This window comes from Candidatus Methanoperedens nitratireducens, from assembly GCF_000685155.1.
Lineage (GTDB): Archaea > Halobacteriota > Methanosarcinia > Methanosarcinales > Methanoperedenaceae > Methanoperedens > Methanoperedens nitratireducens.
Window position 1 is genome coordinate 416,390 of record NZ_JMIY01000007.1, and the last position, 26,938, is coordinate 443,327.

35 protein-coding genes and 1 tRNA gene are annotated in these 26,938 nt (G+C 43.5%); 21 read left to right on the forward strand and 15 right to left on the reverse strand.

Annotated elements, in window-relative coordinates; all coding sequences use genetic code 11:
- Positions 1-6 precede the first annotated feature (6 nt).
- The 5 genes from ANME2D_RS13975 to ANME2D_RS13995 all read left to right on the forward strand — a co-directional run bounded on the left by ANME2D_RS13975 (position 7) and on the right by ANME2D_RS13995 (position 3,585).
- The gene (locus ANME2D_RS13975; protein ID WP_048093711.1) at positions 7-510 is read left to right on the forward strand and encodes a type 1 glutamine amidotransferase domain-containing protein; all 504 of its coding nucleotides are present in this window, start codon (positions 7-9) and stop codon (positions 508-510) included.
- A 410-nt stretch (positions 511-920) separates the two neighbouring features.
- Positions 921-1,115 (forward strand): type II toxin-antitoxin system HicB family antitoxin, encoded by a 195-nt coding sequence (locus ANME2D_RS13980; RefSeq protein ID WP_048092904.1) that lies wholly within the window; start codon positions 921-923, stop codon positions 1,113-1,115.
- A gap of 523 nt (positions 1,116-1,638) precedes the next feature.
- Complete coding sequence (locus tag ANME2D_RS13985) at positions 1,639-2,292, forward strand: dual OB domain-containing protein (protein ID WP_157834135.1); 654 nt, start codon at positions 1,639-1,641, stop codon at positions 2,290-2,292.
- A 6-nt stretch (positions 2,293-2,298) separates the two neighbouring features.
- Complete coding sequence (locus tag ANME2D_RS13990; protein WP_048092910.1) at positions 2,299-2,745, forward strand: DUF488 domain-containing protein; 447 nt, start codon at positions 2,299-2,301, stop codon at positions 2,743-2,745.
- A gap of 36 nt (positions 2,746-2,781) precedes the next feature.
- Complete coding sequence (locus ANME2D_RS13995) at positions 2,782-3,585, forward strand: DUF488 domain-containing protein (protein ID WP_048092912.1); 804 nt, start codon at positions 2,782-2,784, stop codon at positions 3,583-3,585.
- Positions 3,586-3,996: 411 nt separating this feature from the next.
- On the opposite strand, the gene ANME2D_RS14000 is transcribed toward ANME2D_RS13995, so the two are convergent.
- Positions 3,997-5,019 (reverse strand): archaeosine biosynthesis radical SAM protein RaSEA, encoded by a 1,023-nt coding sequence (locus ANME2D_RS14000; protein ID WP_048092915.1) that lies wholly within the window; start codon positions 5,017-5,019, stop codon positions 3,997-3,999.
- Positions 5,020-5,024: 5 nt separating this feature from the next.
- On the reverse strand, positions 5,025-5,939 hold the full coding sequence (guaA, locus tag ANME2D_RS14005; RefSeq protein WP_048092917.1) for a glutamine-hydrolyzing GMP synthase: 915 nt from the start codon (positions 5,937-5,939) through the stop codon (positions 5,025-5,027).
- Positions 5,940-6,055: 116 nt separating this feature from the next.
- Between guaA and ANME2D_RS14010 the strand changes: the two genes are divergently transcribed.
- Positions 6,056-7,015, forward strand: coding sequence for a S1C family serine protease (locus tag ANME2D_RS14010; protein WP_048092919.1), 960 nt, complete (start codon positions 6,056-6,058; stop codon positions 7,013-7,015).
- Positions 7,016-7,056: 41 nt separating this feature from the next.
- On the opposite strand, the gene lpdA is transcribed toward ANME2D_RS14010, so the two are convergent.
- The 8 genes from lpdA to ANME2D_RS14050 form a co-directional block, all read right to left on the reverse strand.
- Entirely contained in the window at positions 7,057-8,469 is a 1,413-nt protein-coding gene (gene lpdA, locus ANME2D_RS14015) for a dihydrolipoyl dehydrogenase (RefSeq protein ID WP_048092921.1), read from the reverse strand.
- On the reverse strand, positions 8,470-9,810 hold the full coding sequence (locus tag ANME2D_RS14020) for a dihydrolipoamide acetyltransferase family protein (protein WP_048092923.1): 1,341 nt from the start codon (positions 9,808-9,810) through the stop codon (positions 8,470-8,472).
- A gap of 11 nt (positions 9,811-9,821) precedes the next feature.
- Positions 9,822-10,793 (reverse strand): alpha-ketoacid dehydrogenase subunit beta, encoded by a 972-nt coding sequence (locus tag ANME2D_RS14025; protein ID WP_048092927.1) that lies wholly within the window; start codon positions 10,791-10,793, stop codon positions 9,822-9,824.
- Between the two features lie 2 nt (positions 10,794-10,795).
- Complete coding sequence (gene pdhA / locus ANME2D_RS14030) at positions 10,796-11,875, reverse strand: pyruvate dehydrogenase (acetyl-transferring) E1 component subunit alpha (protein WP_198527438.1); 1,080 nt, start codon at positions 11,873-11,875, stop codon at positions 10,796-10,798.
- Positions 11,876-11,941: 66 nt separating this feature from the next.
- A complete protein-coding gene (locus ANME2D_RS14035) occupies positions 11,942-13,114 on the reverse strand; it encodes a trans-sulfuration enzyme family protein (protein WP_048092931.1) in 1,173 nt (390 codons plus the stop codon).
- Between the two features lie 10 nt (positions 13,115-13,124).
- Positions 13,125-13,994, reverse strand: coding sequence for a methanogenesis marker 8 protein (locus ANME2D_RS14040; RefSeq protein WP_048092933.1), 870 nt, complete (start codon positions 13,992-13,994; stop codon positions 13,125-13,127).
- A 92-nt stretch (positions 13,995-14,086) separates the two neighbouring features.
- The gene (locus ANME2D_RS14045) at positions 14,087-14,473 is read right to left on the reverse strand and encodes a type II toxin-antitoxin system VapC family toxin (RefSeq protein ID WP_048092937.1); all 387 of its coding nucleotides are present in this window, start codon (positions 14,471-14,473) and stop codon (positions 14,087-14,089) included.
- Complete coding sequence (locus ANME2D_RS14050) at positions 14,470-14,697, reverse strand: AbrB/MazE/SpoVT family DNA-binding domain-containing protein (RefSeq protein WP_048092938.1); 228 nt, start codon at positions 14,695-14,697, stop codon at positions 14,470-14,472. Before ANME2D_RS14050 ends, ANME2D_RS14045 begins: the two co-directional genes overlap by 4 nt.
- Before the next feature lie 351 nt (positions 14,698-15,048).
- Here ANME2D_RS14050 and ANME2D_RS14055 point away from each other — a divergent pair, with 351 nt between their 5' ends.
- From ANME2D_RS14055 to ANME2D_RS14070, 4 genes are all read left to right on the forward strand, one after another.
- Positions 15,049-15,312 carry an AbrB/MazE/SpoVT family DNA-binding domain-containing protein gene (locus ANME2D_RS14055; RefSeq protein ID WP_048092939.1) on the forward strand — a complete coding sequence of 88 codons (264 nt, stop codon included), beginning with the start codon at positions 15,049-15,051 and terminating at the stop codon, positions 15,310-15,312.
- 64 nt (positions 15,313-15,376) lie between these two features.
- The gene (locus ANME2D_RS17095) at positions 15,377-15,847 is read left to right on the forward strand and encodes a zinc ribbon domain-containing protein (protein ID WP_157834136.1); all 471 of its coding nucleotides are present in this window, start codon (positions 15,377-15,379) and stop codon (positions 15,845-15,847) included.
- Positions 15,848-15,869: 22 nt separating this feature from the next.
- Positions 15,870-16,130 (forward strand): hypothetical protein, encoded by a 261-nt coding sequence (locus tag ANME2D_RS14065; RefSeq protein ID WP_157834137.1) that lies wholly within the window; start codon positions 15,870-15,872, stop codon positions 16,128-16,130.
- A gap of 15 nt (positions 16,131-16,145) precedes the next feature.
- The gene (locus ANME2D_RS14070) at positions 16,146-16,733 is read left to right on the forward strand and encodes an RDD family protein (protein WP_048092942.1); all 588 of its coding nucleotides are present in this window, start codon (positions 16,146-16,148) and stop codon (positions 16,731-16,733) included.
- Between the two features lie 191 nt (positions 16,734-16,924).
- Here the strand turns inward: ANME2D_RS14070 and ANME2D_RS14075 are convergent, their stop codons facing one another.
- From ANME2D_RS14075 to ANME2D_RS14085, 3 genes are all read right to left on the reverse strand, one after another.
- Positions 16,925-17,191: a type II toxin-antitoxin system RelE family toxin gene (locus tag ANME2D_RS14075; protein WP_048092943.1), complete on the reverse strand. Its 267-nt coding sequence runs from the start codon at positions 17,189-17,191 to the stop codon at positions 16,925-16,927.
- A 7-nt stretch (positions 17,192-17,198) separates the two neighbouring features.
- Positions 17,199-17,438, reverse strand: a complete 240-nt coding sequence (locus tag ANME2D_RS14080) for a DUF2683 family protein (RefSeq protein ID WP_048092945.1) — start codon at positions 17,436-17,438, stop codon at positions 17,199-17,201.
- 284 nt (positions 17,439-17,722) lie between these two features.
- Positions 17,723-18,292, reverse strand: coding sequence for a hypothetical protein (locus tag ANME2D_RS14085; RefSeq protein ID WP_048092946.1), 570 nt, complete (start codon positions 18,290-18,292; stop codon positions 17,723-17,725).
- A gap of 79 nt (positions 18,293-18,371) precedes the next feature.
- Here ANME2D_RS14085 and ANME2D_RS14090 point away from each other — a divergent pair, with 79 nt between their 5' ends.
- From ANME2D_RS14090 to ANME2D_RS14130, 9 genes are all read left to right on the forward strand, one after another.
- On the forward strand, positions 18,372-18,851 hold the full coding sequence (locus ANME2D_RS14090; RefSeq protein ID WP_198527439.1) for a methylated-DNA--[protein]-cysteine S-methyltransferase: 480 nt from the start codon (positions 18,372-18,374) through the stop codon (positions 18,849-18,851).
- A gap of 26 nt (positions 18,852-18,877) precedes the next feature.
- Positions 18,878-18,949, forward strand: a tRNA-Arg gene (locus ANME2D_RS14095).
- Positions 18,950-19,031: 82 nt separating this feature from the next.
- Positions 19,032-20,261, forward strand: coding sequence for a translation initiation factor IF-2 subunit gamma (locus tag ANME2D_RS14100; protein WP_081810300.1), 1,230 nt, complete (start codon positions 19,032-19,034; stop codon positions 20,259-20,261).
- Between the two features lie 8 nt (positions 20,262-20,269).
- Entirely contained in the window at positions 20,270-20,626 is a 357-nt protein-coding gene (locus tag ANME2D_RS14105; protein ID WP_320408820.1) for a DNA-binding protein, read from the forward strand.
- Positions 20,627-20,649: 23 nt separating this feature from the next.
- The gene (locus tag ANME2D_RS14110; protein ID WP_048092949.1) at positions 20,650-21,339 is read left to right on the forward strand and encodes a DNA-directed RNA polymerase; all 690 of its coding nucleotides are present in this window, start codon (positions 20,650-20,652) and stop codon (positions 21,337-21,339) included.
- Entirely contained in the window at positions 21,339-21,524 is a 186-nt protein-coding gene (gene spt4, locus ANME2D_RS14115) for a transcription elongation factor subunit Spt4 (protein ID WP_048092951.1), read from the forward strand. The genes ANME2D_RS14110 and spt4 overlap by 1 nt, the downstream gene beginning before the upstream one ends.
- Before the next feature lie 3 nt (positions 21,525-21,527).
- Positions 21,528-22,064 (forward strand): GTP-dependent dephospho-CoA kinase family protein, encoded by a 537-nt coding sequence (locus ANME2D_RS14120; protein ID WP_048092952.1) that lies wholly within the window; start codon positions 21,528-21,530, stop codon positions 22,062-22,064.
- Positions 22,064-22,408, forward strand: a complete 345-nt coding sequence (locus ANME2D_RS14125) for a 30S ribosomal protein S24e (protein WP_048092954.1) — start codon at positions 22,064-22,066, stop codon at positions 22,406-22,408. Before ANME2D_RS14120 ends, ANME2D_RS14125 begins: the two co-directional genes overlap by 1 nt.
- A gap of 11 nt (positions 22,409-22,419) precedes the next feature.
- Positions 22,420-22,569 carry a 30S ribosomal protein S27ae gene (locus tag ANME2D_RS14130; RefSeq protein WP_048092955.1) on the forward strand — a complete coding sequence of 50 codons (150 nt, stop codon included), beginning with the start codon at positions 22,420-22,422 and terminating at the stop codon, positions 22,567-22,569.
- Between the two features lie 5 nt (positions 22,570-22,574).
- On the opposite strand, the gene tmk is transcribed toward ANME2D_RS14130, so the two are convergent.
- A complete protein-coding gene (gene tmk, locus ANME2D_RS14135; RefSeq protein ID WP_048092957.1) occupies positions 22,575-23,183 on the reverse strand; it encodes a dTMP kinase in 609 nt (202 codons plus the stop codon).
- Positions 23,184-23,373: 190 nt separating this feature from the next.
- Here tmk and ANME2D_RS14140 point away from each other — a divergent pair, with 190 nt between their 5' ends.
- Both ANME2D_RS14140 and ANME2D_RS14145 read left to right on the forward strand, forming a co-directional pair.
- Positions 23,374-24,843, forward strand: a complete 1,470-nt coding sequence (locus ANME2D_RS14140) for an ethylbenzene dehydrogenase-related protein (protein ID WP_052368948.1) — start codon at positions 23,374-23,376, stop codon at positions 24,841-24,843.
- 42 nt (positions 24,844-24,885) lie between these two features.
- Positions 24,886-25,275: a secondary thiamine-phosphate synthase enzyme YjbQ gene (locus ANME2D_RS14145; protein WP_048092959.1), complete on the forward strand. Its 390-nt coding sequence runs from the start codon at positions 24,886-24,888 to the stop codon at positions 25,273-25,275.
- Here the strand turns inward: ANME2D_RS14145 and ANME2D_RS14150 are convergent.
- On the reverse strand, positions 25,272-26,468 hold the full coding sequence (locus tag ANME2D_RS14150) for a methionine adenosyltransferase (protein WP_048092961.1): 1,197 nt from the start codon (positions 26,466-26,468) through the stop codon (positions 25,272-25,274). The two genes, ANME2D_RS14145 and ANME2D_RS14150, sit on opposite strands and share 4 nt — an antisense overlap.
- Positions 26,469-26,938: the final 470 nt, after the last annotated feature.

Genomic DNA, 26,938 nt, shown 5'->3' on the forward strand with positions numbered 1-26,938 from the left:
ATGTACTTGAGAGCACTAATGATAAGTGCGGATAATTTTGAGGATCTGGAGCTCTTCTATCCGCTCTACCGATTAAAAGAAGAGGGGGTCACGGTTAAAGTAGCATCCATGAGAGAAGGAAAAATTACAGGAAAACATGGGTATCCAGTCGATGTGGATCTGACCCTGGATGAAGTAAAGCCTGATGAGTTCGATATGCTTGTTCTTCCAGGCGGAAGAGCGCCAGAGAAAGTAAGACTTGATAAAAATGCGCTTGAGATTGCAAGATTTTTTTTCCACCAGAATAAACCAGTTGGGGCAATATGCCACGGCGTGCAGACGCTCATTTCGGCAGGAGTGATAGAGGGGCGGAGAGCCACATGCTATATCGGCATCAGGGATGACCTTATATCCGCAGGGGCGCATTACGAGGATAAAGAAGTTGTAGTGGATGGCAACCTCATCACCTCAAGGGACCCGGATGATCTTCCTGCTTTCGGGAGGGAACTTATCAAGATATTGAAGAAGTAATACTGTATCTGTTTGCCGTGAACATGCTCGTTCATATCACAGAAGGGAATACCTTCACAATGTCAGAGAAATAGACAGGCATTTCAGCTTTTTACTTTTTAGCCTTGCCCTCTTTTATCACATTACAATGGGCGCGCCAAAGGTTAAATCCTCAAGATTGTAAAAAAGCCTGGTGTTTATAGAAAACGAAACAACGAACTTAAAACTAACTCAAAACGAACTTCCGGAGTTCGTACAAGTTCGTTCAGTTCGATGTTAATATTATCTACCCTCTGATGCCGATTTTTACTGAAATACTAAATACTTTCGGTAAGTATATGTGATCCTCAGATCGTTACAAAATTCATCCAATTTGACGCCATGTAAATTCACAGGTAACATTATAAATAGATATATGCAAAATAACAACTATGAAATTCAAAGTCATCATTAGAGAAGGCGAAGATGGCTGGTATGTAGTTGAAGTCCCTTCGCTTCCAGGCTGCATCTCACAGGGCAAGACAAAAAAAGAAGCCCTTGAGAATATAAAAGAAGCTATCGAACTCTACCTTGAGCCAGAAGATGATCTTTCCTTAGTAGGTGCAGGGCAGGTTGCAAAGGTATAAGAGTAATGCCAATATTTACCAGTGCCCCTGTTTTAGCTCCAAAAATTGTCGCACAGTTAAGATGCTCTAACAAATGCATATAACACCTATGCTTTGCAGTCACTAAACCCCACACTGGAAAGTGCAAGGCATCAGTAAGTATGCTCATGGATTCGATATTTCAATCGGTTCATTGGTTCTCTATGTTTATTTATACAGGCGCAAGGTCATGAATTGATTGTTTTATGCATTTAGATTGTGCTATTTGTAAAAAACCTCTTGCTGAACATCAAACTGTTGAGTACGCTCTAATCAAAATGATAACGTGGCATTGCAATCCCCAACATGCCCGATGTATAACCATTGGAGGCGATTGTTTAGATAAAACGCCAGATTGGTTCAAAGACGCAATGCCAGATTGGTTTAGAAAAGCATTATAATGGAATGAATTCTGATGTCCTTTGGTGTTTGTTCTGAGGTATGGTAGCGTTATTAGTGGTCAATAATGAAAAAATTTTATTGGTTAGGTTATCTGTTTATAGATATGATGACAGAGATCGTGAATCTACATGTTTTAGCGATAGCAAGACCTACAAAGAGTGTAGTCTGCGTTGCTGGTATAAATGACAATGGTGAGTGGATAAGACCACAAAGAATATTTGAGGATGATATCAAACAAGGTACTAAAATCAATTTTGATATCTTTGGAATTACAAAAATTTATGTGGAACCTTGGAAAGGGAAAACAATTCGACCTGAAGACCGTTATTTAATAAAAGCAGTTGGAAAAACGCCTGAATTAACGAGATATATGTCAGAATCAGAAATCCATAAATTCTTAGAATCACATTTAGATTCATCTGTGGAATCAGCATTTAATAATGGAAGAACATTAGGATTAATTAAACCACGAAATATAATTAGATTATATAGCGATATCAATAAAATTAGAATTACTTTCCAAGACTCTTTGGGGAACCAATTCACATGGCCAGTAAGAGATGAATCATTTTATAAAAAATTATCTACTTATGAAGAGAAATATCCAGCCAATTTCGTAGAGGAATATTATAAGTGTATGCAAAAAAGCATTACTTATTTCGCTATTGGTTTAACACAAATTTATGAAAACAATATAAACGCTGAATACGGCGGATGGCCAATGATAGTAGGAATTCACTGTTTAAAGAGGAAATAAACACTTATGGATGAAAAGAAGGAAATATTTACTGTTGGATTCGCCCAAAAATCTGCTGAGGATTTAATTAAAACATTAAAAAGTAATAACATAACTAAAATTTTGGATATCAGATTAAGCCCAAATTCACAACAAGCAGGTTATGCAAAACAAGACACTTTAGAATATATACTTAGATTAAATGACATTAAATATGAACACAATGCTTTATTAGCGCCAACAAAAGGAATTTTAGAACATTATCGAAAAGAAGGAGATTGGGAAAAATATGAAAAAAATTTTAATTTATTGCTTGAGCATAGAAAATCAAACTTAAAAATTAATTTGGATGATAAAGAAAATGGACGGATATGTTTATTATGTACCGAACCAGAACATAGTAAATGTCACAGAAAATTGGTAGCGGAATATTTAGCAAAGCAATTGAAAAATGTTACAATAATTCATATATGATCACGCTTGTAATGAAATATTTGAAGTGATATTTTAATGGTAAAGATTTCAATAGAAATAGATGCACAATTAAAAAATCAATTTAAGAGTCTTGCTATAGAGAAATTTGGTAAAAAAAAGAATTTTTTGGCATTGGCTTTAAATGAAGCAATTGATAGATGGATTTCCGAATTTAAGCTTCCTAATAAAACATTTGAAGATTTTAGTGATTCAAAAGAATCTACTCAAAAATATGCTGACGTTGTAATTGAAGGTTCATCTAAAAATTTGTTAGAATCAAAAGAAGTGAACTTAAAAGATTTTCAAGATACTAATATAAAATTATTTTACACTATAGGATATCAGAATAAGAATATAAATTTTTTCATAGAACTTTTAAAGAAAAAGGGGATAAAGACGCTTGTCGATATTAGGCGGAATATAAATAGTAAGAAAGAAAATTTTTCTGGAGTTGAGTTAGAACATATACTTCGTCAGCATCAAATAATATACGTATCTTTACCAATATTAGGCCCTCCTTCAGAGATGCGCTACGAATTATATAATACTAAAAATTATCATATTTTTTTCGATAAATTTAGAAATTATTTAAAAAATAATATAAATAATTTGAAGAAAATAAATAAACTTACATTTCCAATATGTCTTTTATGTTATGAAGATAAAGCATCTGAATGTCATAGAAGCATTGTGGCAGAGAAATTAATAGAACTTAATAATGAATGGATGGTTGAGCATATCGAATTAGCTAAAAAAGAGTGGATATCTGAAAAAGATTTAACAAGCTTTGATGTTAAGATTGAAAACGCCAATAGCCAAATAAGCATGAATGAAGCATGAATGTTTAAATTTTAAAGTCGTGAGCACTTAATTCATTATGTATTAGCGCCGATGTCCAGAAATTTGTATTCATGTCAGTTTTTGCTTTTTTCCATTTACTGTATTAAAAGTTTAAGTATGATATACCCCACATTTCGACCCATGTGCCAACACATATCGATTCTTTATTCATTTCAGGAAAAAAAATACGTTTGCGCTAAAGGAGGGTACGGAATATGGTTTGAATATCCTTGTGCGCTTAATTTTCAGTTTTGAGGAAGGTTGTTCTTGATTCCATCGCCTTTCGGGAGCATGAGAACGAGCGCGGAGGACAGTCACAAACCCCGTACGATGTACGAGGCCTGTACATAGCGTTTATTACTGCTTGAGGGTATTGAGTTTAAATTACCGGATCTCTACGCGGGTATTTAACTATACAATCGGCGCGCCGAAGGTGAAGTCCTCAAGCTCAACCACTTTTCTCCATAATTCCTTACACTCGCAGTCAAGGTTATTAAAAACCCCTGTATCCTGGGTCAATGAGAAAACACGTATAGCCTCGGCCACATCCCTATCGCATTTCCCGCAATTATGCGGGCCGCGCGCTGAACCCGCAGCAACTGGGTCGGATATTATGACGGTGTCAGGGTTTGATTCCTTACCGGTTCTCAGGACTTCCACAGCACTCCAAAGCCAGGGAGGGCGGTAATCCCCGCGCTCAAACATCTCATCCACAAGTGTTCCTCTCTGGACATTGCAGAGATTGATTGATATTGTTTCAGCGTAAGGCGCAGTGTCATTGATGGAGCGTATCATGTCGTTAATAGCGGCGCCCTCTGAGAGAAAAGCAGGCTTAAGAAGCAGGTAGGCCTTGACTGTCACACCCTCAAGCCTTGCAGCATTGCTTGCCCTGATAAAATCCGAGAACGAAAAGCCCTTATTGATGCAATCGTTCCGTATCACATCGTTGCTCGTCTCAAGCCCGATAGCCACCTCAAACCTTTTACCAAGGCTTGCTCTGGATCGGGAGAGCGTCTCCTGCGTAATATATTCAGGTCGTGTCTCTGCAATGACCTTTTTCACACGGCTATCTTCACCGAGGCGAGAGAGCATCTCCTGTCTTGTCTCTGCACCAATCTCGCAGTCATCTAAGAAGCTGCCTGAGGTGAATATCTTTACAATGAGATCCTCATCCCTGCATCGTAAGAATGCATTCTCGAACTGCTTTATCAGATCATCATGCAATGGAGGCTTCTGTGCGCTGTCATAGACATACCCGCACATAGCGCAGTTACCCCATCTGCATCCTCCTGTCTGAAAAATCACGGTGAGCGTAGCAATTGTCTTTCCATCAAGCAGATCCTTCCCGATCCATACAGCCGTGGGTTTATCAGGCCGATTGATTTTGAATCTCTGTCTTGAGCGGATATCGCGTATAACTTTAGTGAGTGACATTTTCCTTATTCAAACTCGATTGTTGCAGGCGGCTTTGGCGTCAGGTCATACAGCACACGCGAGACATTAGGTATCTCACCCGTGATGCGTGATTCGATTTTTCTGAGTACCTCCCACGGAAGTTCCATTGCCTCCGCCGTCATCCCGTCTCTTGATTCCACGGCACGTACAGCGATTATCCATCCATGTACCCGGATATCACCTTTTACTCCTGTCCCTTTCTCAAGCAGTGCAGCAAATGTCTGCCATGGATTGAACCGCTCCACCAGTTCTTCCTCGACAATGGCATTGGCCACCCTTACGACATCCAGTTTTTCCTCTGTTACCTCACCTATAATTCTGATCGACAGACCAGGCCCCGGGAACGGCATACGCTCTGAGATCTCTCCTGGCAGGCCAACCACCCTTGCCACTTCTCTTACTTCATCCTTGTACAGGTCTGCCAGTGGCTCAACAATCCCTTCAAAATCTATCACTGAAGGAAGGCCGCCCACATTATGATGACTTTTTATTCCTCCTTCTGACTCGATCCTGTCAGGATAGATAGTTCCCTGGATCAGGTATCTGGCACCGATCTTTCTTGCCTCTTCCTCGAATACACGGATAAACGCCTCGCCCACTGCCATCCTCTTCTCCTCAGGGTCTGTCAGGCCTCTCAATGCCCCAAGAAAACTCTTTTTTGCATCAATCACACAGAGGTTCATATCAGAAAAGACCTTTTTAATTCGCTCAGTCTCCCCTTTTCGCATGAGCCCTGTATCGATGTAGATAGGTGTAAGTAAATCGCCTATAGCGCGGTAAGCCAGTACAGCGCAAACTGAGCTATCAACTCCCCCTGAGAGCGCTATTATTGTCCGTCCTCTCACGCCTTCTCTGATCTTCTCGATGCTCTCGTTAATGAATCTATCAACCTTGACCATTAGCCTCTACTTGTTGCTCCTGCCTTAAATCATTTTACATGGACTCTGGATTGTTTTTAGGAAATAAATAGTTTCAAATATCATAAAGATTAACTGTAATCTAGGGATTGATAAGTATGAGAGGTTTTGATGAAATAGTCACCGGGGCTGTAGAAAAGGTGATACCGAGTGTCGTGAACATCAGTGAAGTAAAACTGATCCGGGATGCGTATCTGCGTGTACATCCGGTTCCTGGCGTGGGCTCTGGCTTCATAATCGATGAGGGGGGATACATATTGACCAATGCCCACGTGGTGTACGGATCACGCGAGATAAAAGTAACACTGGAAGATGGCAGGACGTTCCCGGGGGGGATAAGGGGCATAGATACCATAATGGACCTTGCTGTAATCAGGATTAAGGCCAATGGCCTGCCTGTTCCCAAGATGGCAAAGGAAAACAATCTCAGGATAGGGCAGATGGCGATTGCAATAGGCAGTCCGTTCGGCCTGGTGGGAGGTCCTACGGTCACAGCAGGAGTCATAAGTGCACTGAACCGGTCTATTCAGACTGAGGTGACATTTATGGAAGGGTTGATACAAACCGATGCTGCCATTAACCCGGGAAACAGCGGTGGTCCACTTATAAACAGTGAAGGTGTCGTGGTAGGGATCAATACAGCCATCATACCCTTTGCCCAGGGCATCGGGTTTACCATCCCGATACAGCCAGCCATGTGGGTAGCCGAGCAGTTGATCGAGCACGGGGAAATTGTAAGGCCCTGGCTCGGTATCAATGCAGTGGATGTCAATCCAAAACTGGTGGCATACTATAACCTGCCTACTGATACCGGGGTAGTGGTGACCAATGTAGCACCGGGAAGTGAGGCAGATAGATCTGGTGTCGAGGTGGGAGATATTCTGGTGAAGATTGATGATATAGAGATCAAAAATGTCAGGGACCTTATCAAGGTTATAAATAAACATAAAGTGGGTGATAAGGTTTCTATTGAATTATTCAGGGGACAGGATAAGGGGCGGCTTGAGGTTGGACTTGACAGAGCGCCGCCGATAAGAACCCCGCAGGTTCCTGGATAATATATCTTCCCTGCATGTTTATTCCCTTTTTTTCCCTGTATTTATATATGAATTGCCCTCCCCAGTGCTGCTTCTGCTGCCTCAGCAAGCGCCTCTGGCAGGGTGGGATGGGGATGGATTGTTACTGCCATATCCTCTAAAAAGGCAGCCATTTCTATGGAGAGCGAGGCTTCGCTTATCAGCTCAGAGGCATTTGCCCCGACTATGTGTATCCCAAGGAGCTCGCCGTTCTTTTTATTTGCTACCACCTTCACAAACCCATCCGTCCTGTCCATGGTAAGCGCCCTTCCTGAGGCACGGAAAGGGAACTTGCCTGTACTTATCTCAAAACCGCTCTCTTTTGCACTTTCCTCATCCAGGCCCACTGTTGCTATCTCAGGGTCGGAGAAGATCACAGCAGGCACTGCCCTGTTATCAAAAGCACCCGGCAGGCCAGCTATCACCTCTGCAGCCACCTTTCCTTCCCTGAACGCTTTATGGGCCAGGAATGGAGGCCCTGCCACGTCCCCGATAGCATAAATTCTTGTGTCAGTGGTTCTGCGCCTCTCATCGACTTTTATAAAGCCTTTCTTATCAAGCTCTACCCCTGTGTTTTCCAATCCTATATTATTGCTGTTCGGATCTACTCCAACGGCTACCAGTATTTTATCAGCAGCAAGCTCTGTTCTCTTCTCTGTATCTTTACTGCTTATGGCTACTCTTGCCCTGCCGTTTTCTATGCGCATCCCTTCAGGTTTTGAATTGAGATAAACCTCTATACCTAATTTTTCCATCTTTCGGCTGACTATCTCAACAGCTTCGGATTCAACTCTGGTAAGGATCCTGGGTGAGCGCTGGATTATCTTTACTCTGGTGCCAAGCTTGGCAAACATTGTTCCAAGCTCTATGCTGATATACCCTGCACCTATTATCACCATATCCACAGGCACTTCTGAAAGGCTCAGAGCCTCTTTTGAGCTGATAACGAGCTGACCATCGTATGGGAACTCAGGGAACTCTGAGGAGCGTGAGCCAGTGGCTATGATCGCATTTTTAAATTTCAGGGTAGAGGTTCTGCCGTCCTGAAGTGTAATTCTGGCCCTTTCAGATGACTCAAGATAAGCTTCGCCTTTAGTTACCTCTACACCGTATTTCTTGCACAGATAACCTATACCATCTCTGAGTCTTTTTACCACTCCAGAATTCCATTCCTGGATCTTTTTAAAATCAAACTCCACTGAACTCTTTATGCCTATATCTCCAGGATTCTTCATGTCATGGATAAGATTAGCCGCATGTATTAAGGCCTTGGAAGGGATACAGCCATGGTTCGTGCAGACTCCTCCAAGTTCATCCTTTTCTACCAGGATAACATCCTTACCGAGCTGGCTTGCCCTTATGGCAGCCACGTACCCGCCCGGACCGCCACCTACAACCAGAACATCGCATCCTGTAACGAGATCCCCCACTACCATCTATATCCCGTCCAGCAGGAGTAGATCCGGGTCTTTAAGATGCTCTATTAAGGTATTCATAAAGCGAGCAGCCTGGGCTCCGTCCAGTACCCGATGATCGAACGAGAGAGCCAGAGGCATTATCTTTCTTACTTTGATCTCCCCGTCGATCACGATAGGCATATCTCTTATTTTGTGAGTTGCAAGAATAGCAACATCAGGAGGGTTGATTATCGGTGTTGAATAGATCCCACCTATGCTTCCTATGTTCGTTATCGTGAATGTATTGCCCTTTAGATCAGAGAGCTTTATTTTTCTACTTCGAGCCTCCTCAGAAAGCCTCTCCATCTCCCGTGCCAGTTCCAGGATGCTTTTCATATCAGCGCTCTTAATAACCGTAACCATCAAACCATCAGGTGTATCGGTCGCTATCCCTATGTTGTAGTAGTATTTGATTACCATCTCGTTCTTCTCAGGATCTACGGATGCATTGAAGTGAGGATACTGCTTGAATGCCGCAATTACTGCCTTGATAATAAAGGGGAGGTAGGTAAGCCTTACGCCCTTCTCCTGTGCTATTTTTTTATCTTTTTCCCTCAATCTCACAAGTTCTGTAACGTCTGCCTCATCTACAGTAGTAACATGGGGTGCGGTATACTTGGACTGCACCATCCTCTCTGCTATGGATTTGCGCACACCCTTTATAGGGATTCTTTCTTCTGAAAGCTTTATCTCTGGCGGTTTAGCTTCAATTTCCGGTGGCTTAATCTCAGGCGGCTTAGCTTCAGGCGGCTTAGCTGCAGCTTCAGCAGATCTTCTAACATCCTCATCAGTTACCCTGCCTCCCGGTCCGCTGCCCGCAACCTTTGATATGTCCACACCCAGTTCCCTTGCCAGGCGTCTTGTGGAGGGTGTTGCCAGAATCCTCTCAGGTCTCTCAGGTGGTTTTTCAGGTGGCTTCTCTGGCGGTTTTTCAGGTGGTTTAATCTCTTCTTCTGGTTTAATCTCAGATGGTTTAATCTCCCTGGATGGCTTGGGCGGCTTAATCTCCTCAGATGGCCTGATCTGGGGCGGTTTTACCTCAAGCGGTTTAGCTTCTGGAGCCTCTGGCGGTTTTACCTCTTCCCCTGGTAGGGCAAGTGTAGCAAGGGTACTTCCGACCTTTATGGTATCCCCCTCTTTTCCATAGAGTTTTAATATCCTTCCTGCCTTGGAGGATGGTATTTCGACTATAGCCTTATCAGTCTCAATCTCCACCACGGCCTGGTCAGTCTTTATTTCATCGCCTTCTTTTACAAGCCATTTGACAAGCGTGCCTTCGGTTATGCCCTCGCCCACATCCGGGAACTTTATGTCGATCATATTTATTCACCTCAGAAGCCTGCAACCTCTCTTATAGCTAAAGCCACTCTCTCAGCATCAGGCAGATAGTAGTCCTCAAGTTTAGCCAGAGGTACGGGAATATCATATCCTGTGACCCTTTTGACCGGGGCCTCAAGATAGAGGAATGCTTTTTCGTTTATTCTTGCAATGATCTCCGCCCCTAAGCCCAGTGTCTTCGGCTCCTCGTGAACTATAACAGCCCTGCCTGTTTTCCTGACAGAGTCTATTATGATCTTATCATCCAGGGGCGAGAGCGTGCGCAGGTCTATTAGCTCAACGCCGATATCCTCAACTTGCTTCATAGCTTCCTGGCATACCCTGACCATGGCACCCCAGGATACAAGGGTTATATCATCGCCCTCTGAGAGTTTATTACCCGTACCAATGGGGATTGTATATTCGCCCTCAGGTACTTCTTCCTTGAAAGCGCGGTAAAGCCTCTTGGGCTCAAAGAAGAAAACAGGGTCAGGATCCCTGATACACGATACAAGAAGACCTTTGGCATCATATGGGGATGAAGGTATTACCACTTTCATGCCCGGAATATGCACATAAAAGGTTGCCACAGCCTCTGAGTGGTGCTCAAGTGCCCTCACGCCCCCTCCGTAGGGCGATCTTACAACCATGGGGCAGTGGTAAACGCCTCTTGAGCGGTACCTTATCCTGGAGGCATGGGCCGCAAGCTGGTCTATGGTCATATAACTGAACCCCTCAAACTGTATCTCAGCCACAGGCTTCAGGCCAGAGACCGCCATACCTATCGCAGTTCCGACAATGCCTGACTCTGCAAGGGGTGTATCAATTACCCTGTCAGTGCCAAACTTATTCAGAAGACCTTCGGTGACCCTGAATACTCCACCATCCACACCAACATCCTCACCCATAACTATAACCGTGGGGTCTCGTTCCATCTCCTCATGCAGCGCAAGGTTGATTGCCTGAACCATATTGAGTTTAGCCATCCTCATTCCTCCATCTTTTTTGCAATAAAGCCCATGAGCTCATCCATCTGCTCTTTAAGGTTCTGTGGCATCTCACCGTACACGTACCTGAACATACCTTCTACCCCGGGCTTATAAGCCTCGGCCTCTTCTACAGCCTTCTCGATCGCTTCTGTTGCTTCTTTAATCAGTTTGTCTTCATAATCCTGATTCCATATGCCCTTTCTCTCAAGGTATATCCTGAAACGCTTTACAGGATCTTTTTTTCTCCATTCCTCCACTTCTACTGCCTGTCTGTATCTGGAGGCATCATCAGATGTTGTATGTGCGCTCATGCGGTAGGTATAGCACTCTATCATTGTGGGCCCGCCGCCAGATCTTGCCTTCTCAAGTGCATCCATAGTTGCACTGTACACTGCCAGTACGTCATTTCCGTCTACCTGGATGCCCTCAAAACCATAAGCTAAGGCTTTTTGAGCAAGTGTTTTAGAAGCTGTCTGCCTCTCTCTTGGTAAGGATATGGCGTACTGGTTGTTCTGGCAGATGAAAACAACGGGGACTTTGAACACTCCTGCGAAGTTCATACCCTCATGAAAATCCCCTTCAGAAGTGGCTCCATCTCCAAAATAAACGACAGCGGCTATATTCTGCTTCTTTATCTTTGCAGCCCATGCAGCTCCCACGGCGTGGAGTATCTGGGTACTCACCGGTATAGAGACCATAAAATTCCCTGGAGTGATCGTCATATTCGCATCTTCTGAGCCCATCCAGTACATATAAAGAAGCTTCATAGGAAATCCTCTTGCTATTTGAGCCCCGTGCTCCCTGAAGGAGGGAAAAAACCAGTCCTCAGGTCTGAGGGCAAAAGCGCTTCCTATCTGGCTTGCCTCCTGCCCGAGGGATGAGGCGTAGGTAAGCATCCTGCCCTGGCGCTGAAGCTTCAATGACTTATCATCGAAAAGCCGGGCAAGCACCATTGTCCTGTAAAATTTTTCCAGTGTTTCTTTATCAAGTTCTGGCTCTAAATCCTTATCCACATTGCCTTCTGGGTCAAGAACCTGCAACCAGTCCACGCTCATATTTAGAATTTTTTGCCGGGGCAACTCTGAAACCTCCCATTACTAGTTTTAATAACCCTGTACCTTTTTAATCTTTACTGAAATGTAAAGTTAAATACGATCCAGAGCCTGTTCTATATCAGAGATGATATCACCTGCATTCTCAAGCCCGATAGATAAACGCACAAGTTGATCAACTATCCCGCATTTGATCCTGTTCTCTTTCGGGACGACTGCATGGGTCATCGAGGCAGGATGCTGGATCAGTGTCTCTGCATCGCCAAGGCTGACTGCAAGGGTGCATATCTTCAGGGCATCAAGGAATGGATGTACATCTTTTGCCTCTTTCAACAGGAACGCGATCATGCCCCCTGACCCGCACATCTGTTTCTGGGCAAGGTCGTACTGCGGATGCTCCTTAAGCCCTGGATAAATAACCCTGTCCACCCTATCATGTCCCTGTAAGAACTTTGCAACCGCCATTGCGTTCTCATTGTGCCTGTCCATCCGGATCGACAGTGTTTTCAATCCGCGGATGATGAGCCATGCGTTAAACGGGCTCATAGCCCCCCCAATATCCCTTGATGTGCGCCTTGCCAGACTTATAAACTCAGAAGAACCTGCTACAATACCGCCAAGTGTATCCCCGTGACCATTGAGATACTTCGTGGCGCTGTGCACAACAACATCTGCGCCATACAGGAGCGGCTGCTGGAAATAAGGTGTCATGTACGTGTTATCAACAAATACCACTGCTCCTCTATCGTGCGCTATATCTGAGACCGCTTTTATATCAATCAGCTTGTTCGTTGGATTGGCAGGTGTTTCAAAAAAAACAAGCTTTGTACCGGGACGCAGTGCTGTTTCGACATTCCCGGTGTCTGATGTATCTATAAAGCTAACATCCACACCGAACCTTGTAAGGCCGGCGAACAGGTCGTACGTGCTCCCGTAGATCACTTCATCTACAATCACATGGTCTCCTGCTCTTACTGTAGAGAACACTGCTGCACTGATGGCCGCCATTCCAGATGCCTGCGACAATGCAGCCTCACATCCCTCAAGGTTCGCTATCTTCTCCTCAAGCACCTTGGTAGTGGGATTCAGGCCGCGGGAATATACGTAACCTTTCTCCTGCCCACCCATCACACTTGCCGCGTGGGCTGCATTCCTGAACCTAAAAGGTGCAGTCTGGTAGATCGGGGTAGCGGTTGCCCCAGTCTCATCCATTTTTTTCCCGATATGGATTGCCCTTGTGGAAAATCCGGCTTTTTTAAGATCCATATTAGATAAGTTAGATAAGCGGTCTTGGCTGTTTCTCATCAGGCTGCACAGGCAGCTTCATGGTATTTATCAGAACAGGGTCAGTGACCTCTTTTGCGCGCTCAAGCAGCAGTTCTTTCCCGCGCTGCGTGATGGCAAATATGGGGATCGCAGTACCAAACTGGGCGCATGCTTTCCCCTCAATCTGCCCGCGAATCCATTTTGAGGTGCATCCCGTGGTCATATCCACCAGGTTTATGAACTCCTTTGCCTCATCCCCTGGCATGCATGTCGTATGCACACCAAAACCTGCAACCTGTACGTCGTGCTTTTTCTCAAGGTCGCGGATCTCTCGAATATCCTTTACATTCGTGACCGAGACACCTATTTTCTTATAGCCAAGGTCTATGGCCTTTCTCACGCCCGCGACCTGATCAATGACCGCAGTATCGGGATCAAGGACGATACCCCCGACATTATGTATCCTATCGATCAGCTTTGGAATCGGTGTTGTCTCAACAAGCCCTGATATGCGCGAGCCCATACCCTGCGCCAGTTTTGGGTTGCTCGTAATTACAGTGCCTGCGCCGTCACATGCTGTCACGCAGGTATCGATCAGCCCCCTGCGCAGTCCTGTCATGAAGGTCTCACTCGCACCGAACCCCACGAATACCTCCATCTCGATCGCCCTGTCCTCTGTGAACATACCGAAATCCCTCATCCGGAACTCGATATTTTCTTTTGCTGTTTTTGGTGTGAATTTCTTTATGCCTCGAACCTTGTCAAATATGGGACAGTATTCTGTCTGGGGTTCTCCGATCTCAACAACCTTACCGTTCTCAACCACTACACGCGTCTTTCCGAGAGCTTCCATTACATGCCTGTCTTTCTGCTTTGCCATAGTCGTTACTATTGATCTTGTGGTTATTAATCGTTAGGGATACCGACAAAATATTGCAGAAAGAGGCAAAATTTACCTTAAAACTTGCTATGCTAATGAAGCCTCTCAATCTCCTTTATTTTATCAAAATCGTTATCAAAGGAGATTATCTTTTTAATTCTGTGTTGTTTCATTATCTCCACAGATGTTGCATCTGCCAGAGATATTGAGCCGTCATACTTTAAGAATATCCACATTCCTCTTGCCAGCATCTCTCTATCAATGAACTCTATTTTGCAGTTATCTGTGAGGTATTCATAAAGTAGCTTTCCCGCCTTACCACCTTCCAGAGAACCTACCAGTGTGACGCTTTCACTGATAACAAGGTCAGAGATCATAAGTGAGTCCTTGATTTCTTCTGTGAGCTTTAAGGCATCCTCATGCCACCTGTCCTTATCTCTTGCCAGTGCGATAAAATAAGAAGAATCAGCAAATATCATTTAAACCCCATCTGGATTGATTTCTTAGACTCAACTGCGTCGCCTTCGGCTTTTACAAGTCCGATTATATCCTTTAGCGTTCTTCTTTTCCTTACCTGTACCAGTATCCCTTTTTCAGTTTCTATCCATTCAAGAATATCTCCGGGCATTATCTTGTAGTTTTTTCTTATCTTTGCAGGTACTACTGTCTGATAACCCTTTGAGATTACAGTCTCATTAAGCATTTTATAATCACAAAGGTATCTAGTTTTTCAAAGTACTTAATTCTTTCATTAAATGGTGTGGAGAGCATCTCTGGGCGCCAAGCTGCTATCACAGTTCGGTCGTATAGGCTGGAGTGGGGTAGAAAGAAGATATATTTCTGCCCAGAACAGTATAGCAGTAGAAAAAGCTTTATAGGCAAAAAACGCTAACAAGCCCTGTACCCTTCAAGTACGGGGTATAGTTGAAGGCGATAGGCGTTGTGTGCATGGTAAGATAACAATACCAGAATAGCTATTGTGAAACTGAAATTGGGCACATTGGCTCTAATCATGCCAAAACATTATTATACCAAAATACCATAATGGTATTATATGGAAATCGTGAACATCGACAAAGCTGGTAGAATTGTTATCCCAGGTGCCCTACGCAAAAAACTGAAGCTAAATGAAAGCTCCAAGCTACTCATAGCAGACGTTAAAAATGACCTTTTAATTATCAAAAAAATAAACATCGAGGAATTAGCGGAACAGCTTGAGAAAGACTTTAAAAACATCGATATCGATAGCATAGTTGGCAAGGTGCGAAGTGACGTCAAAGAAGAAATCAGAAAAAAGCATCCATCTGTTTTTGGTTGATACAAATCTATTCATCGCGTCCGTCAAGAATCCCAAAAAGGAGACCACATCACTAAAGCTACTTTTGGAATTGATCGAGGATGCAACTATTGAGCTTATTGGTAATGAATTCTTGATCATGGAAATGGAAAAATATGCACAGGTCTTTCAATCAGAGCGCGGAAAAGAGATCCTTCAGAAATTGATAGATAAAACGAAAGTAATGGATGTGAATGAAAAGTTTTTGCGTACTTGCAAATCGTATTTTCCAGAAGATGAATTAATAGATGAATATTTTGAAAAAGGCGGCCATTCAAGGATAAGAATGGTGGAAAATATGTATTGCACCAATTGCGGCAAGGAAATAGATAAAAATGCGAGGTTTTGTGGATACTGTGGATATGAGCTAATAGGAAAAAAGGAAGAAACAATAACGTTTGATGAGAAAGAGAGAAAAGCTGACAAAAACCCAAAAAAAAATAACTTTAGTAACTGGTTTATTATTAACGCTTTTAGGAATAAAGTTCATATGTATGTTGTTCCTGACTTTCTATGATGATCTCATTAATGTTATTGATATGATAATATATCTTGTAATTATTTTTGCGGTATTATTTAAACCAAAGTGGGGTTCGCTTTTAGCTATGGGTTATAGTGTGCTTGTTATTTTTGTTGCATTATTAGTACCGGTACCGACCTTAGTACTTGGTCGAGAAATTGATTATCCTACAGCTTATAATGCTGGCGCAATTATCATGCATTCTTTAATATTTATATTGGCATGGAAAGAGTATAACATTGTTAAAAATTTCGGAATAATCAAAGAGAGAAACTATTAATAACGGAGGAAAAAAATGTTTTGCCCAAAATGTGGGAAAGAAGTGGGAAAAGATGCAAAGTTTTGTGGATTTTGCGGAAATGCCTTGACAAAAGAAGATTTAACATCACATGCTCAAAAATATGTAATTCAGGAAGCATCGAGTCCTATTATTGAACAAGAAACCGACATTAAAAAAGCTACTGTTAGAGAGATCCGCCCATGGGTCCGCTATTTTGCGAGAAATATCGATTATCTTATTGCAGGTCTTACTTTTGGCTTCATGATGGGTCTTTTTTTCGGTCCTAATGCTCTAGATGGGGTACCGGATCTTGCGTCTGGTATGTTTATTATTTTTATCTGGATATTTATAGAAGCAATTTTACTCTCTTCATGGGGAACAACGCCTGGAAAATGGCTTTTTAAAACGACCATACGCACGGAAAATGGAGAGAAACCTAACTTCTCAAGTGCTATTGGTCGTAGCTTTTCAGTTTGGCTGAAAGGGTATGCAATAGGAATCCCTTTTATATCTCTAATAACTCTTCTAATGGCGTATGACAAACTCACCAAAGATCATAACAACTACTTGGGACAAAGAAGCTGGGTTAGTGGTGTTACATGAAAATATTGGTATTCCAAGAGTTATCCTAATAGTTTTACTATATATATTTATTATATATACAATGATATTAGGGGTAATCGACTGATTAGAATTTGCATGGTAAAAGCGTATCTGTAACACTATTTTATATACACTTCCTGAGCCTGAGTTGAGGAGAATGGGGCTGGTTTAAATTATTTAATTTAAACACGTTAATGTTTATAGATATTATCGTGATGGTCATAATCTTCCAGTGTGACGGTCTTTGATTCCTCATCAACAGAAAAAATTAACACGAAATGTTTATCCACATGGACTCTTTTCCAATCATTCAAAGGTGCACGAAGATTCTTATATCTGTGGGGATTCAACAAGATTTCATCGATTTTTTTAAGAATAATCTCAACCTGTTTACTGTTCTTTTTCGCTAACTTCTTGAGGGCCTTCTCAAGATCAGGCTTTATCTTTAATATATACACAAAGATATCAAAGGCCTAATCTATCCCTCAATTTTTCAACACTTCCCACATCAACAGCCTTTTGCTGAATTATTTTCTTAGCCTTCTCAATATATTCAGGTTTTAACTCTGGTTCAAGTATTTCCTCTTCATATTGCGTTGCCATAAGATCTATAGCAGAACTTTTGTCTTTCAAGTTATATTTAGCCTTGATAATATTCAAGATTCTGTTGGTATGTTCATCAATATTTATTATGGCCTGAACCATATATATCGCCTTAACATCATGTTAGTTTCATATTAATATATATCTTTTCACTCTGAAGCTCTTAGCTTAATCTTTGTTAGAAAGAATAAAATAGCAGCGTCATGTCCGCCGGGTTAGAATCCCGCTGCGCTGGTCTGCTCCTGTGTAAAGAAAACAGGTAGCGCGGTGCTGCGAGCACTGTGCTGAGTACCTTAATATCGGGTTTCAAGGACGGCACAGTAAAGAAATTATTCGGTGAAATGGGGCTGGTTTATTAAGAATAATCCCAACCTGTTTAATGTATCTCAGGCAAGTTTTGTCTGCTGGAATTTTGCCTTTAGCCCATCAAGATCGATCAGCTCATTAATGATGCCTGTCATGACCTCATTCCCCCGAAGCAGCATATTACTATTACTCTCGCTGATCTCAAAAGCAGGTTCATTGTTTGGTATCTTTATGCGTGTGATCTCTGCCCTGTACTCTTTCAGGCGCTCATCTTTTGATTCCTTTACGTTCCCTGTTTTTCTTGCTTCGATCCCCAGAAGCTCAAGCTCGTATTTAAAACAGGGACGGTGGAAGAGGGAGGAGAGGACAAAGACAGCCACTTCCAGCCTCTCAGAGGTATCTATATCCTCCAGATGCTCTTTAACAATAGTGTATATATTTCTTTTCAGCCTGGGTTTTAGAGCATACACTTTTGATGGCGGTATATCCATCTCCTCAAGATGCCCTATATCGTGCAGCGCACGGAGGTAACCTGTAAGGATCAATCTGTGCTGGTCATAGCCGTTTTTCTTTAACTCTCTTGCAATCCTGCTTATTGACATTTGCTGATGCGCCAGCATCTCTGTAATGATATTATAAAATTGCGGCATCGGTATAAAATGTGGTAACAAACCTGATAAAGGCTTTGGTTGGAATCCTTTATTACACCTGCAATAATAGAAGCCTGTAATGGGAAAGCTTCAGGATATGCTTCAGGATATCATTCTTGCAAAAGCGCTTGATCGCTATATCGAGATAGGGTATACATCAAGAGTATACTCGATTCGATTTATCAGATGTAAAGAAGAGCTAACAGAGAAGAGGATATCAAAAGCCAGCTTTGAATTAGAGCAGTACTTTAGAGGCAAGAGAACTGAGTTCTCATGCGATCTTGATATATCAGGGCTATCAGCTTTTGCGCAGAGAGTGTTAAATGAGACAGGGAAAATCAAATACGGAGAAACGATCACGTATTCAGAACTTGCGAAAAATATCGGGTGTAGATCTTCTCGCGCAGTAGGCAGAGCGCTTGCAAACAATCCCATCCCAATTATTATTCCATGCCACAGAGTAATAGCCAAAAACGGGATTGGCGGGTATTCAGGGGGGGTGGATATAAAGACAAGACTGCTTAAACTTGAAGAAAAAAATAAAGACAGTAATCTTTAAGAGGATAGAAATGAATCTAAGTGAGCGCCCCGATAGGGTAGTGGATATCCTTGAAGATTGCGGATCTTTAGACCTGGGTTCAAATCCCAGCCGGGGCGCTAATTTATTTGAAAATCATGACTGTAAAAGCGGTTAAATATAAAGAACCTAATATAAGCATACCCATGCTGGAGGAATTAATTGCAACCTGTTATAAACATAGGCATAGTAGGACACGTTGATCACGGCAAGACCACGCTTGTCAGGGCACTTTCAGGTGTCTGGACAGACAGGCATAGTGAAGAGATAAAAAGAGGAATATCGATCAGACTTGGCTATGCCGATATAGTGCTTAGAAAATGTCCCAATTGCCCTGAGCCTGAGAGCTATACATCTAAAGAGATATGTGAAATATGCGGAACAAAATCAGAGGTTCTGCGCGCTATCTCGTTTGTAGATTCTCCAGGTCATGAGACACTGATGGCGACGATGCTATCAGGGGCAGCGCTGATGGACGGCGCACTACTTGTCATTGCTGCTAATGAGCCATGTCCACAGCCGCAGACAAAAGAACATCTTATGGCTCTGAACATCATCGGTATAAAGAATATCGTGATTATCCAGAATAAGATCGATCTTGTTACACGCGATAAGGTTATAGAAAATTACAACCAGATCAAAGCCTTTGTAAAGGATACTGTGGCTGAGAATGCCCCGATCATCCCGGTCTCAGCCCAGCAGAATACGAACATCGATCTTGTTATTGAAGCTATTGAGAAATATATCCCTACACCAAAACGCGATTTAGATAAACCACCGATGATGTTCGTTGCACGGTCATTCGATATAAACAAACCCGGAACAACTCCAGATAAGCTCTTAGGTGGTGTTATAGGGGGATCCCTGAGCTGCGGGCGCCTGCACCCGGGTGATGAGATAGAGCTCCGCCCTGGCAGAAAAGTAGAGTCAGGAGGGACTGTCAAATGGGTGTCGATTAGAACGGTCGTCACAAAGATACTTGCAGGTAATGAAGATATAGAAGAAGCAACGCCCGGGGGTCTTATCGGTGTAGGCACCAAACTTGATCCCTCTCTGACCAAGAGTGATGCACTGGTTGGCCAGGTTGCTGGAATCCCGGGATCAATACCTCCTACTATTGAAGGTTTCATTATGGAGACTAAACTACTTCCGCGCGTGGTGGGAGTGAGTGATGAATACAAAGTCGAACCAATACGCTCAAATGAACCACTGATGCTGAATATGGGAACTGCAACAACTATTGGTATAGTCACAAGCGCAAGAGCATCTGATGCAGAGGTCAAGCTTAAAAGACCTGTATGTGCAGACAGAGGTGCATCTATCGCAATCAGCAGAAGGGTAGGGGCGCGCTGGAGGCTTATCGGCTCGGGAACATTAAAAGAATTTAAATGAGATCGAAAGTGATAATTGATACTAATGGTCTGATGATTCCCGGTCAGTTTGGTGTGGATATCTTTTCTGAGCTTGAGCGACTGGGTTTTAATACCTGTCTGGTTCCGAGCGCATCTATCAAAGAGTTAGAAAAAATATATGCACGGGCACATGGCAGGGACAGGATAGCGGCCCAGATCGCGCTATCTTTAGTGGATAGGTGTACTATAATTGAAAAGAGTGGGCCTGTCGATGACATTATTATAGATATGGCTATCGATACGGATGCAGCTGTTCTTACCAATGATATCGAATTAAAGAAAAGATTATGTAGTAAGGGAGTTACTATTATACACCTTCGAGGAAAGACTCATTTAAGTATTTAATATCTTTTGTTAAGAGGATTCAAATGTATAAGAGAATGAGATTAGCAGATACGGTGAGAATTGCACCTGAATTACTTGGCGAACCTGTAGAGGAAGCAGTTAAACTCGCTTTGCGGGATAAACTTGAAGGGCTTGTGGATAAGAATATAGGATCAATAGTCGCAGTAACAGACGTTATAGAAGTGGGTGAAGGACATATACTGGCCGGGGATGCGGGAGTATATTATGACGCAATATTTGATGCAGTAACTTTTATGCCTGAGCTGCAGGAGATTATTGAAGGTAGCGTTTTAGAGGTCGTTGAATTCGGGGTATTTGCAGGCATCGGTCCGCTTGATGGTCTTGTACATGTAAGCCAGCTTACTGATGAGTATGTCAGCTATGATGAGAGAAATTCAAGACTTATAACCAAGGAATCAGGTCGCGCCATAACCGTAGGGGATCGTATCAGGGCAAGGATCGTAGCTGTGAGCCTTAATGAACGTGAACCGAGGGACAGTAAAATCGGTCTGACCATGCGACAGCATGCACTGGGCAAACTGGAATGGCTTGAAGAGGCACGTCAGGGTAGAAAAGAAGGTACTGAGGAAAAAGAAGCAAAGCCCAGGAAAAGAAAGAAAGAGGAGAAGAAAGAAGAAAGAAAAGAAGAGGAGAAAAAGGAAGATACAGTCAAGGAAGAAAAACCAGAGGTCTCTAAACCAGAGGTGGTGTAATGGCAGAGCTTGTTTGCAAAGAATGCCACCGAGTGATAAGCGGACAGGTATGTGAGGGCTGCAGTTCAACTGCCCTTACTTCTGACTGGAGCGGTTATGTTGTGATAATTGATCCTCAGAGGTCACAGATTGCAAAAAAGCTTGGTGTTAAATTGCCAGGGAAGTATGCCCTGAAGGTGCGGTAGAGCTTGAAGAGATACTGTCTTCCGTATGAACTAAGGGCAGAACTGAGGAAAATTCATGGTGAGCTCTACTCTGGAGATGGAGTTGAGAACGCCAGGCGGATAATCAATGATTTTAAAAATCCGACTAAACTGATATCTGTAGGTGATATTGTAACATTTAATCTTCTCAGCGCCGGGCTGGTTCCAGATATATCCTTTGTGGATGATCGAACAAAGCGGAATACTGCTCCTGATGAAATAATGCACGGCACAAAGCATCCTCTTTTTAAAACCATAACAGTCGAGAACCCGCCAGGTATGATAACCGAAGAACTACTGCAGGAGATCTCAAAGGCCATGGATTCTGATAACCCGGTACGTATACTTGTAATAGGAGAGGAGGACCTAGCAGCCCTGCCTGCGATTGCTATGGCACCTCTTACATCAGTAGTTATATATGGGTTGCCGGATGAAGGGGCGGTAGTAGTAAGAGTAACAGAGGATAAGAAAAAAGAAATACAATCACTACTTCATAGGATGAAATGTAAGGAGGAAGAATAATGGAACTTCAGATTATTAAAGATAGAACAAATCCACTATTGAGAAGAAGAGAGGTTTTATTAAAAATTAATAATAAAGGAACCCCTTCAAGGATAGACGTAAAAAATAAACTTGCGGCAATGCTTAACTCAAAACCCGAACTGATTATTATAGAGCAACTTAATGCAGTATTTGGGAAGCAGGATACCTTTGGATCGGCCAGCATCTATGAGAGCGAAGAGCGCCTGAAACAGATCGCTCATAAGTATCTTATTGAAAGAGATGCACCCGAGGTAAAAGAAGAGACGGCCTCAGAATCACCTGCGGCAGAAGCGATAGCAGAACCAGAAACTAAACCTGAATAGGAGTGATCCCGATGGCAGTACATAAATTCTATGAAGTGAGCGGCGATAAAGCCAAAAAAATCAAACCATCATGCCCAAGATGCGGTCCTGGAGTATTTCTCGGAGAACACAAGAATCGTGTTGCATGCGGGAGATGCGGCTATACCGAGTTCAGGAAATAAACTCTTCACAGATTGGCGGTTAGAAAACCTCTAATCGCCGATTCAACTTTGCGAGCTACAACTTCAAGTTCAGCTCCCGCATCTACTATCACAAACCTCTGCGGCTCCTTCTCTGCAAGCTTTAGATAGTTTTCCTGGACAATCCTCAAGAACTCTATTTTTTCAAATTTTGTATGTTCCCCGCGGATACCGCATCGTGAAACCGCTATACCTGGATCTATTGTAAGTAGAATAGTCAGATCAGGTACAATAGTCCAGCCATTATGGATGCTCTGTAACCATTCCATTGCATTGTCAAAGGTATGCGAAAGTGTGGCCCCTTGGTATGCATACCTGCTGTCAGAGTACCGATCAGAGATGACCAGTTTTTCATCCCTAAGTGCGGGTCTGATTACCCTGGCAATATGTTCTGCATGATCTGCCACAAATAAGAATAATTCAGCCAGAGGGTCGGTATCAGATCCTATCGATCGTCTTACTGCCTCCCCAATCCAGCTATGGGTAGGCTCCATTGTAAAAACAGCCTCTGGAAATTTAGTTCTCAGCATCTTTGCTATGCTGGATTTTCCTGTCCCGTCAATTCCTTCAAGAGTGATCAATTTTCCTTTTAGCATTTTGTCTATATATATGAATTATAATGAAAAAGCTTATTCATCTTCCAACTCCAAAAGAATAATGCCTTATTACTATAAGAGCGATTTTACCTATATACACGACCGAAAGTTTTATTAAAGACTAATTAAAACTGCTTTCTGGTTTATGCCATATCACAACGCATAGACTACAAAGGAGGTAAAACAAACAATGAAAATCGCATTGATTTTTGCAACGGTTGTGATTGGAACAATCGTAGCAGTAAGCATGGTAACCGCAGCAGATGAGACCTCATACAAGTCTACTGAACTGTTCACCTTCCCCGGTGACTGGGCTGAAGTGCCTGCAACCAGGGTAACCCTATTCTATCCCGCCCAGGCGTCCTGGCAGTTTCTTTCCAGCCCAGAACATCCTGGCAGTAATGGTCTGCTCGCCGGCACAGGATGCACAACCTGTCACAGGGGACAAGAGACCACATTAGGCGAAAGGCTCGTAGCCCACCCCAGCCTTGAACCCGACCCTATCGAGGGCAAGAAACCGGCTATTGATGTTGATATGAAGGCAGCCTATGACAGCGACTATCTTTATATGCGCTTCGAATGGGATGCGGAGTGGCCCGGCATAATGCACGACCTCTTGCGGTGGGATGGAAGCAACTGGGTCAGGTGGGGAGGGCCAAAACCTGATGCTCCTAAAGCAGGCATAAATGCCAGCTATGAAGATAGGCTGACGGTCATTCTCAGCGATCGTGACATCCCTGCCTTTGACGGGGCAAATATAAGCTTTGCTGGAGCCGGGTGCTTTATTACGTGCCATAATTCCATGCGCGCCATGCCCAGGGAGCCGACAGCCGATGAAGTCAGGGCAAATCCGTACCTTGGCGATGCCGGGCTGGGACAGAGTGATGTGCGGAAGTATCTCCTCATCACCCGCACCGAGCTTAACGAAGCGGGCGGCTGGGACAAGGTGAAGACCGGGGACGAGGTTGGCGAACTTTTGACCGAGGGGAACTTCCTGGACATGTGGATGTGGCGCGGTGCCCGCTCCGGACCCATCGGCTATGCCGACGATAACTATGTGCTGGAGTACCGCCTCAGTGACGAAGGCACAGGATCTTTCCTGACGCAGAATGAGCCGGAATGGATGTATGATCAGGCAAAAGTGGGATTTAACGCTATCCCAGAGGCAAAGTTCGAAGAGCTCGGAGAGTTTCTTGAATTGCCCCCGCTTATCAGGGAAGTGAACGCCGTACCCTTTGACCCTGATGTCTCGTTCAACGTGGGCGACCTGCTCCCCCGCCGTATATTGAGGGAACCCTCGGGAAGCGTTGCCGACATCCTTGCCAATAGCAAGTGGGAGGATGGCCGCTGGGTGCTGGAGATGCGCCGCAATCTGAATACAGGCAATCCCGATGATAAAGTGGTTGAAACCGGGAAGGTCTACGACATCGGCCTGGCCATCTTTGACGACAAAGTCTCTAACCGGCGTCATTATGTCTCCTTCCCCCTGACTCTTGGGATAGGTGTAGATGCGGATGTCAGAGCTGTTGCCTCTACACCTGCACCAACACCGACACCAACACCAACGCAAACACCACAACCGACACCAGCGTTCGAAGCGGTATTCGCGCTCGCTGGTCTGCTTGCGATAGCGTACATGGTAAGACGGCACAGACGGTAAAAATGGGGAGCTACTCCCCTTATTTTTACCCTCCACGAACTTATGAACATTCAAACAACAACCCGGACTGAACTCATCGACATCACCGACCGCATACGGACGATAATAAAAGAAAGCGGTATAAAAGATGGGATCTGCGTCATATCCACACGCCACACCACAAGCGGAATAATAATCAATGAGAACGAGCGCGGGCTCAGGAGAGATATTATGGATATGCTGGAGTCACTTGTCCCGGAGAATAAAAGCTATGCCCATAACCAGATAGATAATAATGCTGATGCACATCTGCGGGCAGTCCTTCTTGGCATGAGTGAGATCATACCCATCGAGAACGGGCACCCTGTCCTGGGTACGTGGCAGAGTATATTCTTTGTTGAACTTGATGGACCAAGAACCCGAAATGTTAATATAAAAATAATAGGGAGTTAGAAGGTCTCTATCTCCCCATTAGCTATCATCTCTGTCATCTTTGTGACGTCAGCAAGCCATTGATCTATGATTGCTTCAGATTCTGATTTGATCATCGCCATATTCGCACCCTCCTCTGGTATTACCTGTGCGCTTGCAATCAGAGGCTGATCTATAGGTTTGCCTATCTGTGAAAGTATGCGGATATGCACATCCTGGATTCCTGGAACATTCTTTGCAATATCATTCGCTATTCGATTGGATAGAAGGTTGTACAGCTTACCTACATGGTTTATCGGGTTTTTACCGCTTGTGGCCTCCATACTCATAGGTCTGTTAGGCGTAATCAGGCCGTTGCACCTGTTTCCTCTACCAACAGAACCATCGTCTCCCATCTCAGCCGAGGTTCCAGTAACTGTCAAATAAATCGATCCGCTCTCTTCATCATCTGCTGTATTGATGAATACCTCTACTTCGCGATCTGTATATCCCATTGCAAGATCGCATATTTTATCCCTGAGCTCTTCTTTTGTGGAAATATAGTGTGAGAGGTCATCTATATATTTCCCTATCATTGCACATGCCACAGTGAGGGTTATTTTATCGTTCTTCCTCATACCCATCACCTTGATATCTGTTCCAATGGCAGGGAGGTCTTTCTTGAAGTTCAATACCATCTGCCTCTCGGTATTATAGACTATCTGCTCAGTCTCTGATAAGGGAGCATACCCAACACCAAAAGAAGTATCATTAGACATCGGCGCTTTTCCGCGCTTGAAAACGCCCTGGAGATCTGTTGATCCGGAACCCAGCTTGCAGTCGATTATGATGTTATGCTCGACATCAATATCAGGAAGGGTGCTATCCAGGTATTGCCTGGCAGCTCTTACCGCAGTAGTATCTGTTGGTATTCTAATCTCATTGAATTCTTTTGTTGCTCTCCCTACAAGAAGCACATAGATCGGTGAGATCAACTCCCCGCCTCTATACTGGGGATGAGAGCGCCCTGCCACAACTTCAACCTGGTCAGTGTTATGGTGAAGCACAGTTCCGCATTTTTTAATGTATTCTTTGCATAGTGCACGGCTTACAGCTTCAGCAAAGCCGTCTGCCATGCTATCAGGGTGTCCTACCCCTTTTCTCTCTACTATTTCTATCTCCTGTTTTTCTATTGGAGTTTGTGTGAGTTTTTCCACGCGGATGTTTCTTGCCATTGAATTACCTCTAACGGTTCTCTTCAATTGATGCTATTTTGTATATAATAATTTTCGGTTAATCAACAGAATATTCTTGTAGCATGAAATAGAGAATATTTATCCGGGGTAACTTAACTATACGGCAATGATAGTGAGTTAATCTTATCGAAATATTGAACAATACATGGAGCAGCTATAAATTAGCTGAACCTGTAAAATCCATAAAAGTATAGATACAAAATAGGGGTGATATAAATGTCAAGAGAAGAGCGCGGCAAAATGACAAGGGAAGAGGCTGGTCGCAGGGGTGCTGAAGCCAGGGCTAAGGCAGAAGAAGTAACCTGGAGATAATCAGTGCTGGTTCTGTGAGAACTTCAGCGCCGAGCTTGTGCGCCGCCGCCTCATAACCGAGTTTGATCTATTAAAAGCAATTTTTGCCTGAACACCAAATTACAATAAACCAGAATTCAATGGATTATTCATGTACA

Bases quoted from the DNA above. Each gene is read 5' to 3' on its own strand.
- ANME2D_RS13980 (WP_048092904.1), top strand. From the start codon at position 921: ATGAAATTCAAAGTCATCATTAGAGAAGGCGAAGATGGCTGGTATGTA.
- ANME2D_RS13985 (WP_157834135.1), top strand. From the start codon at position 1,639: ATGATGACAGAGATCGTGAATCTACATGTTTTAGCGATAGCAAGACCT.
- ANME2D_RS13990 (WP_048092910.1), top strand. From the start codon at position 2,299: ATGGATGAAAAGAAGGAAATATTTACTGTTGGATTCGCCCAAAAATCT.
- ANME2D_RS13995 (WP_048092912.1), top strand. From the start codon at position 2,782: ATGGTAAAGATTTCAATAGAAATAGATGCACAATTAAAAAATCAATTT.
- ANME2D_RS14000 (WP_048092915.1), bottom strand. From the start codon at position 5,019: ATGTCACTCACTAAAGTTATACGCGATATCCGCTCAAGACAGAGATTC.
- guaA (WP_048092917.1), bottom strand. From the start codon at position 5,939: ATGGTCAAGGTTGATAGATTCATTAACGAGAGCATCGAGAAGATCAGA.
- ANME2D_RS14010 (WP_048092919.1), top strand. From the start codon at position 6,056: ATGAGAGGTTTTGATGAAATAGTCACCGGGGCTGTAGAAAAGGTGATA.
- lpdA (WP_048092921.1), bottom strand. From the start codon at position 8,469: ATGGTAGTGGGGGATCTCGTTACAGGATGCGATGTTCTGGTTGTAGGT.
- ANME2D_RS14020 (WP_048092923.1), bottom strand. From the start codon at position 9,810: ATGATCGACATAAAGTTCCCGGATGTGGGCGAGGGCATAACCGAAGGC.
- ANME2D_RS14025 (WP_048092927.1), bottom strand. From the start codon at position 10,793: ATGGCTAAACTCAATATGGTTCAGGCAATCAACCTTGCGCTGCATGAG.
- ANME2D_RS14035 (WP_048092931.1), bottom strand. From the start codon at position 13,114: ATGGATCTTAAAAAAGCCGGATTTTCCACAAGGGCAATCCATATCGGG.
- ANME2D_RS14040 (WP_048092933.1), bottom strand. From the start codon at position 13,994: ATGGCAAAGCAGAAAGACAGGCATGTAATGGAAGCTCTCGGAAAGACG.
- ANME2D_RS14045 (WP_048092937.1), bottom strand. From the start codon at position 14,473: ATGATATTTGCTGATTCTTCTTATTTTATCGCACTGGCAAGAGATAAG.
- ANME2D_RS14050 (WP_048092938.1), bottom strand. From the start codon at position 14,697: ATGCTTAATGAGACTGTAATCTCAAAGGGTTATCAGACAGTAGTACCT.
- ANME2D_RS14055 (WP_048092939.1), top strand. From the start codon at position 15,049: ATGGAAATCGTGAACATCGACAAAGCTGGTAGAATTGTTATCCCAGGT.
- ANME2D_RS14065 (WP_157834137.1), top strand. From the start codon at position 15,870: ATGATAATATATCTTGTAATTATTTTTGCGGTATTATTTAAACCAAAG.
- ANME2D_RS14070 (WP_048092942.1), top strand. From the start codon at position 16,146: ATGTTTTGCCCAAAATGTGGGAAAGAAGTGGGAAAAGATGCAAAGTTT.
- ANME2D_RS14080 (WP_048092945.1), bottom strand. From the start codon at position 17,438: ATGGTTCAGGCCATAATAAATATTGATGAACATACCAACAGAATCTTG.
- ANME2D_RS14085 (WP_048092946.1), bottom strand. From the start codon at position 18,292: ATGCCGCAATTTTATAATATCATTACAGAGATGCTGGCGCATCAGCAA.
- ANME2D_RS14090 (WP_198527439.1), top strand. From the start codon at position 18,372: ATGGGAAAGCTTCAGGATATGCTTCAGGATATCATTCTTGCAAAAGCG.
- ANME2D_RS14110 (WP_048092949.1), top strand. From the start codon at position 20,650: ATGTATAAGAGAATGAGATTAGCAGATACGGTGAGAATTGCACCTGAA.
- spt4 (WP_048092951.1), top strand. From the start codon at position 21,339: ATGGCAGAGCTTGTTTGCAAAGAATGCCACCGAGTGATAAGCGGACAG.
- ANME2D_RS14125 (WP_048092954.1), top strand. From the start codon at position 22,064: ATGGAACTTCAGATTATTAAAGATAGAACAAATCCACTATTGAGAAGA.
- ANME2D_RS14130 (WP_048092955.1), top strand. From the start codon at position 22,420: ATGGCAGTACATAAATTCTATGAAGTGAGCGGCGATAAAGCCAAAAAA.
- tmk (WP_048092957.1), bottom strand. From the start codon at position 23,183: ATGCTAAAAGGAAAATTGATCACTCTTGAAGGAATTGACGGGACAGGA.
- ANME2D_RS14140 (WP_052368948.1), top strand. From the start codon at position 23,374: ATGAAAATCGCATTGATTTTTGCAACGGTTGTGATTGGAACAATCGTA.
- ANME2D_RS14145 (WP_048092959.1), top strand. From the start codon at position 24,886: ATGAACATTCAAACAACAACCCGGACTGAACTCATCGACATCACCGAC.
- ANME2D_RS14150 (WP_048092961.1), bottom strand. From the start codon at position 26,468: ATGGCAAGAAACATCCGCGTGGAAAAACTCACACAAACTCCAATAGAA.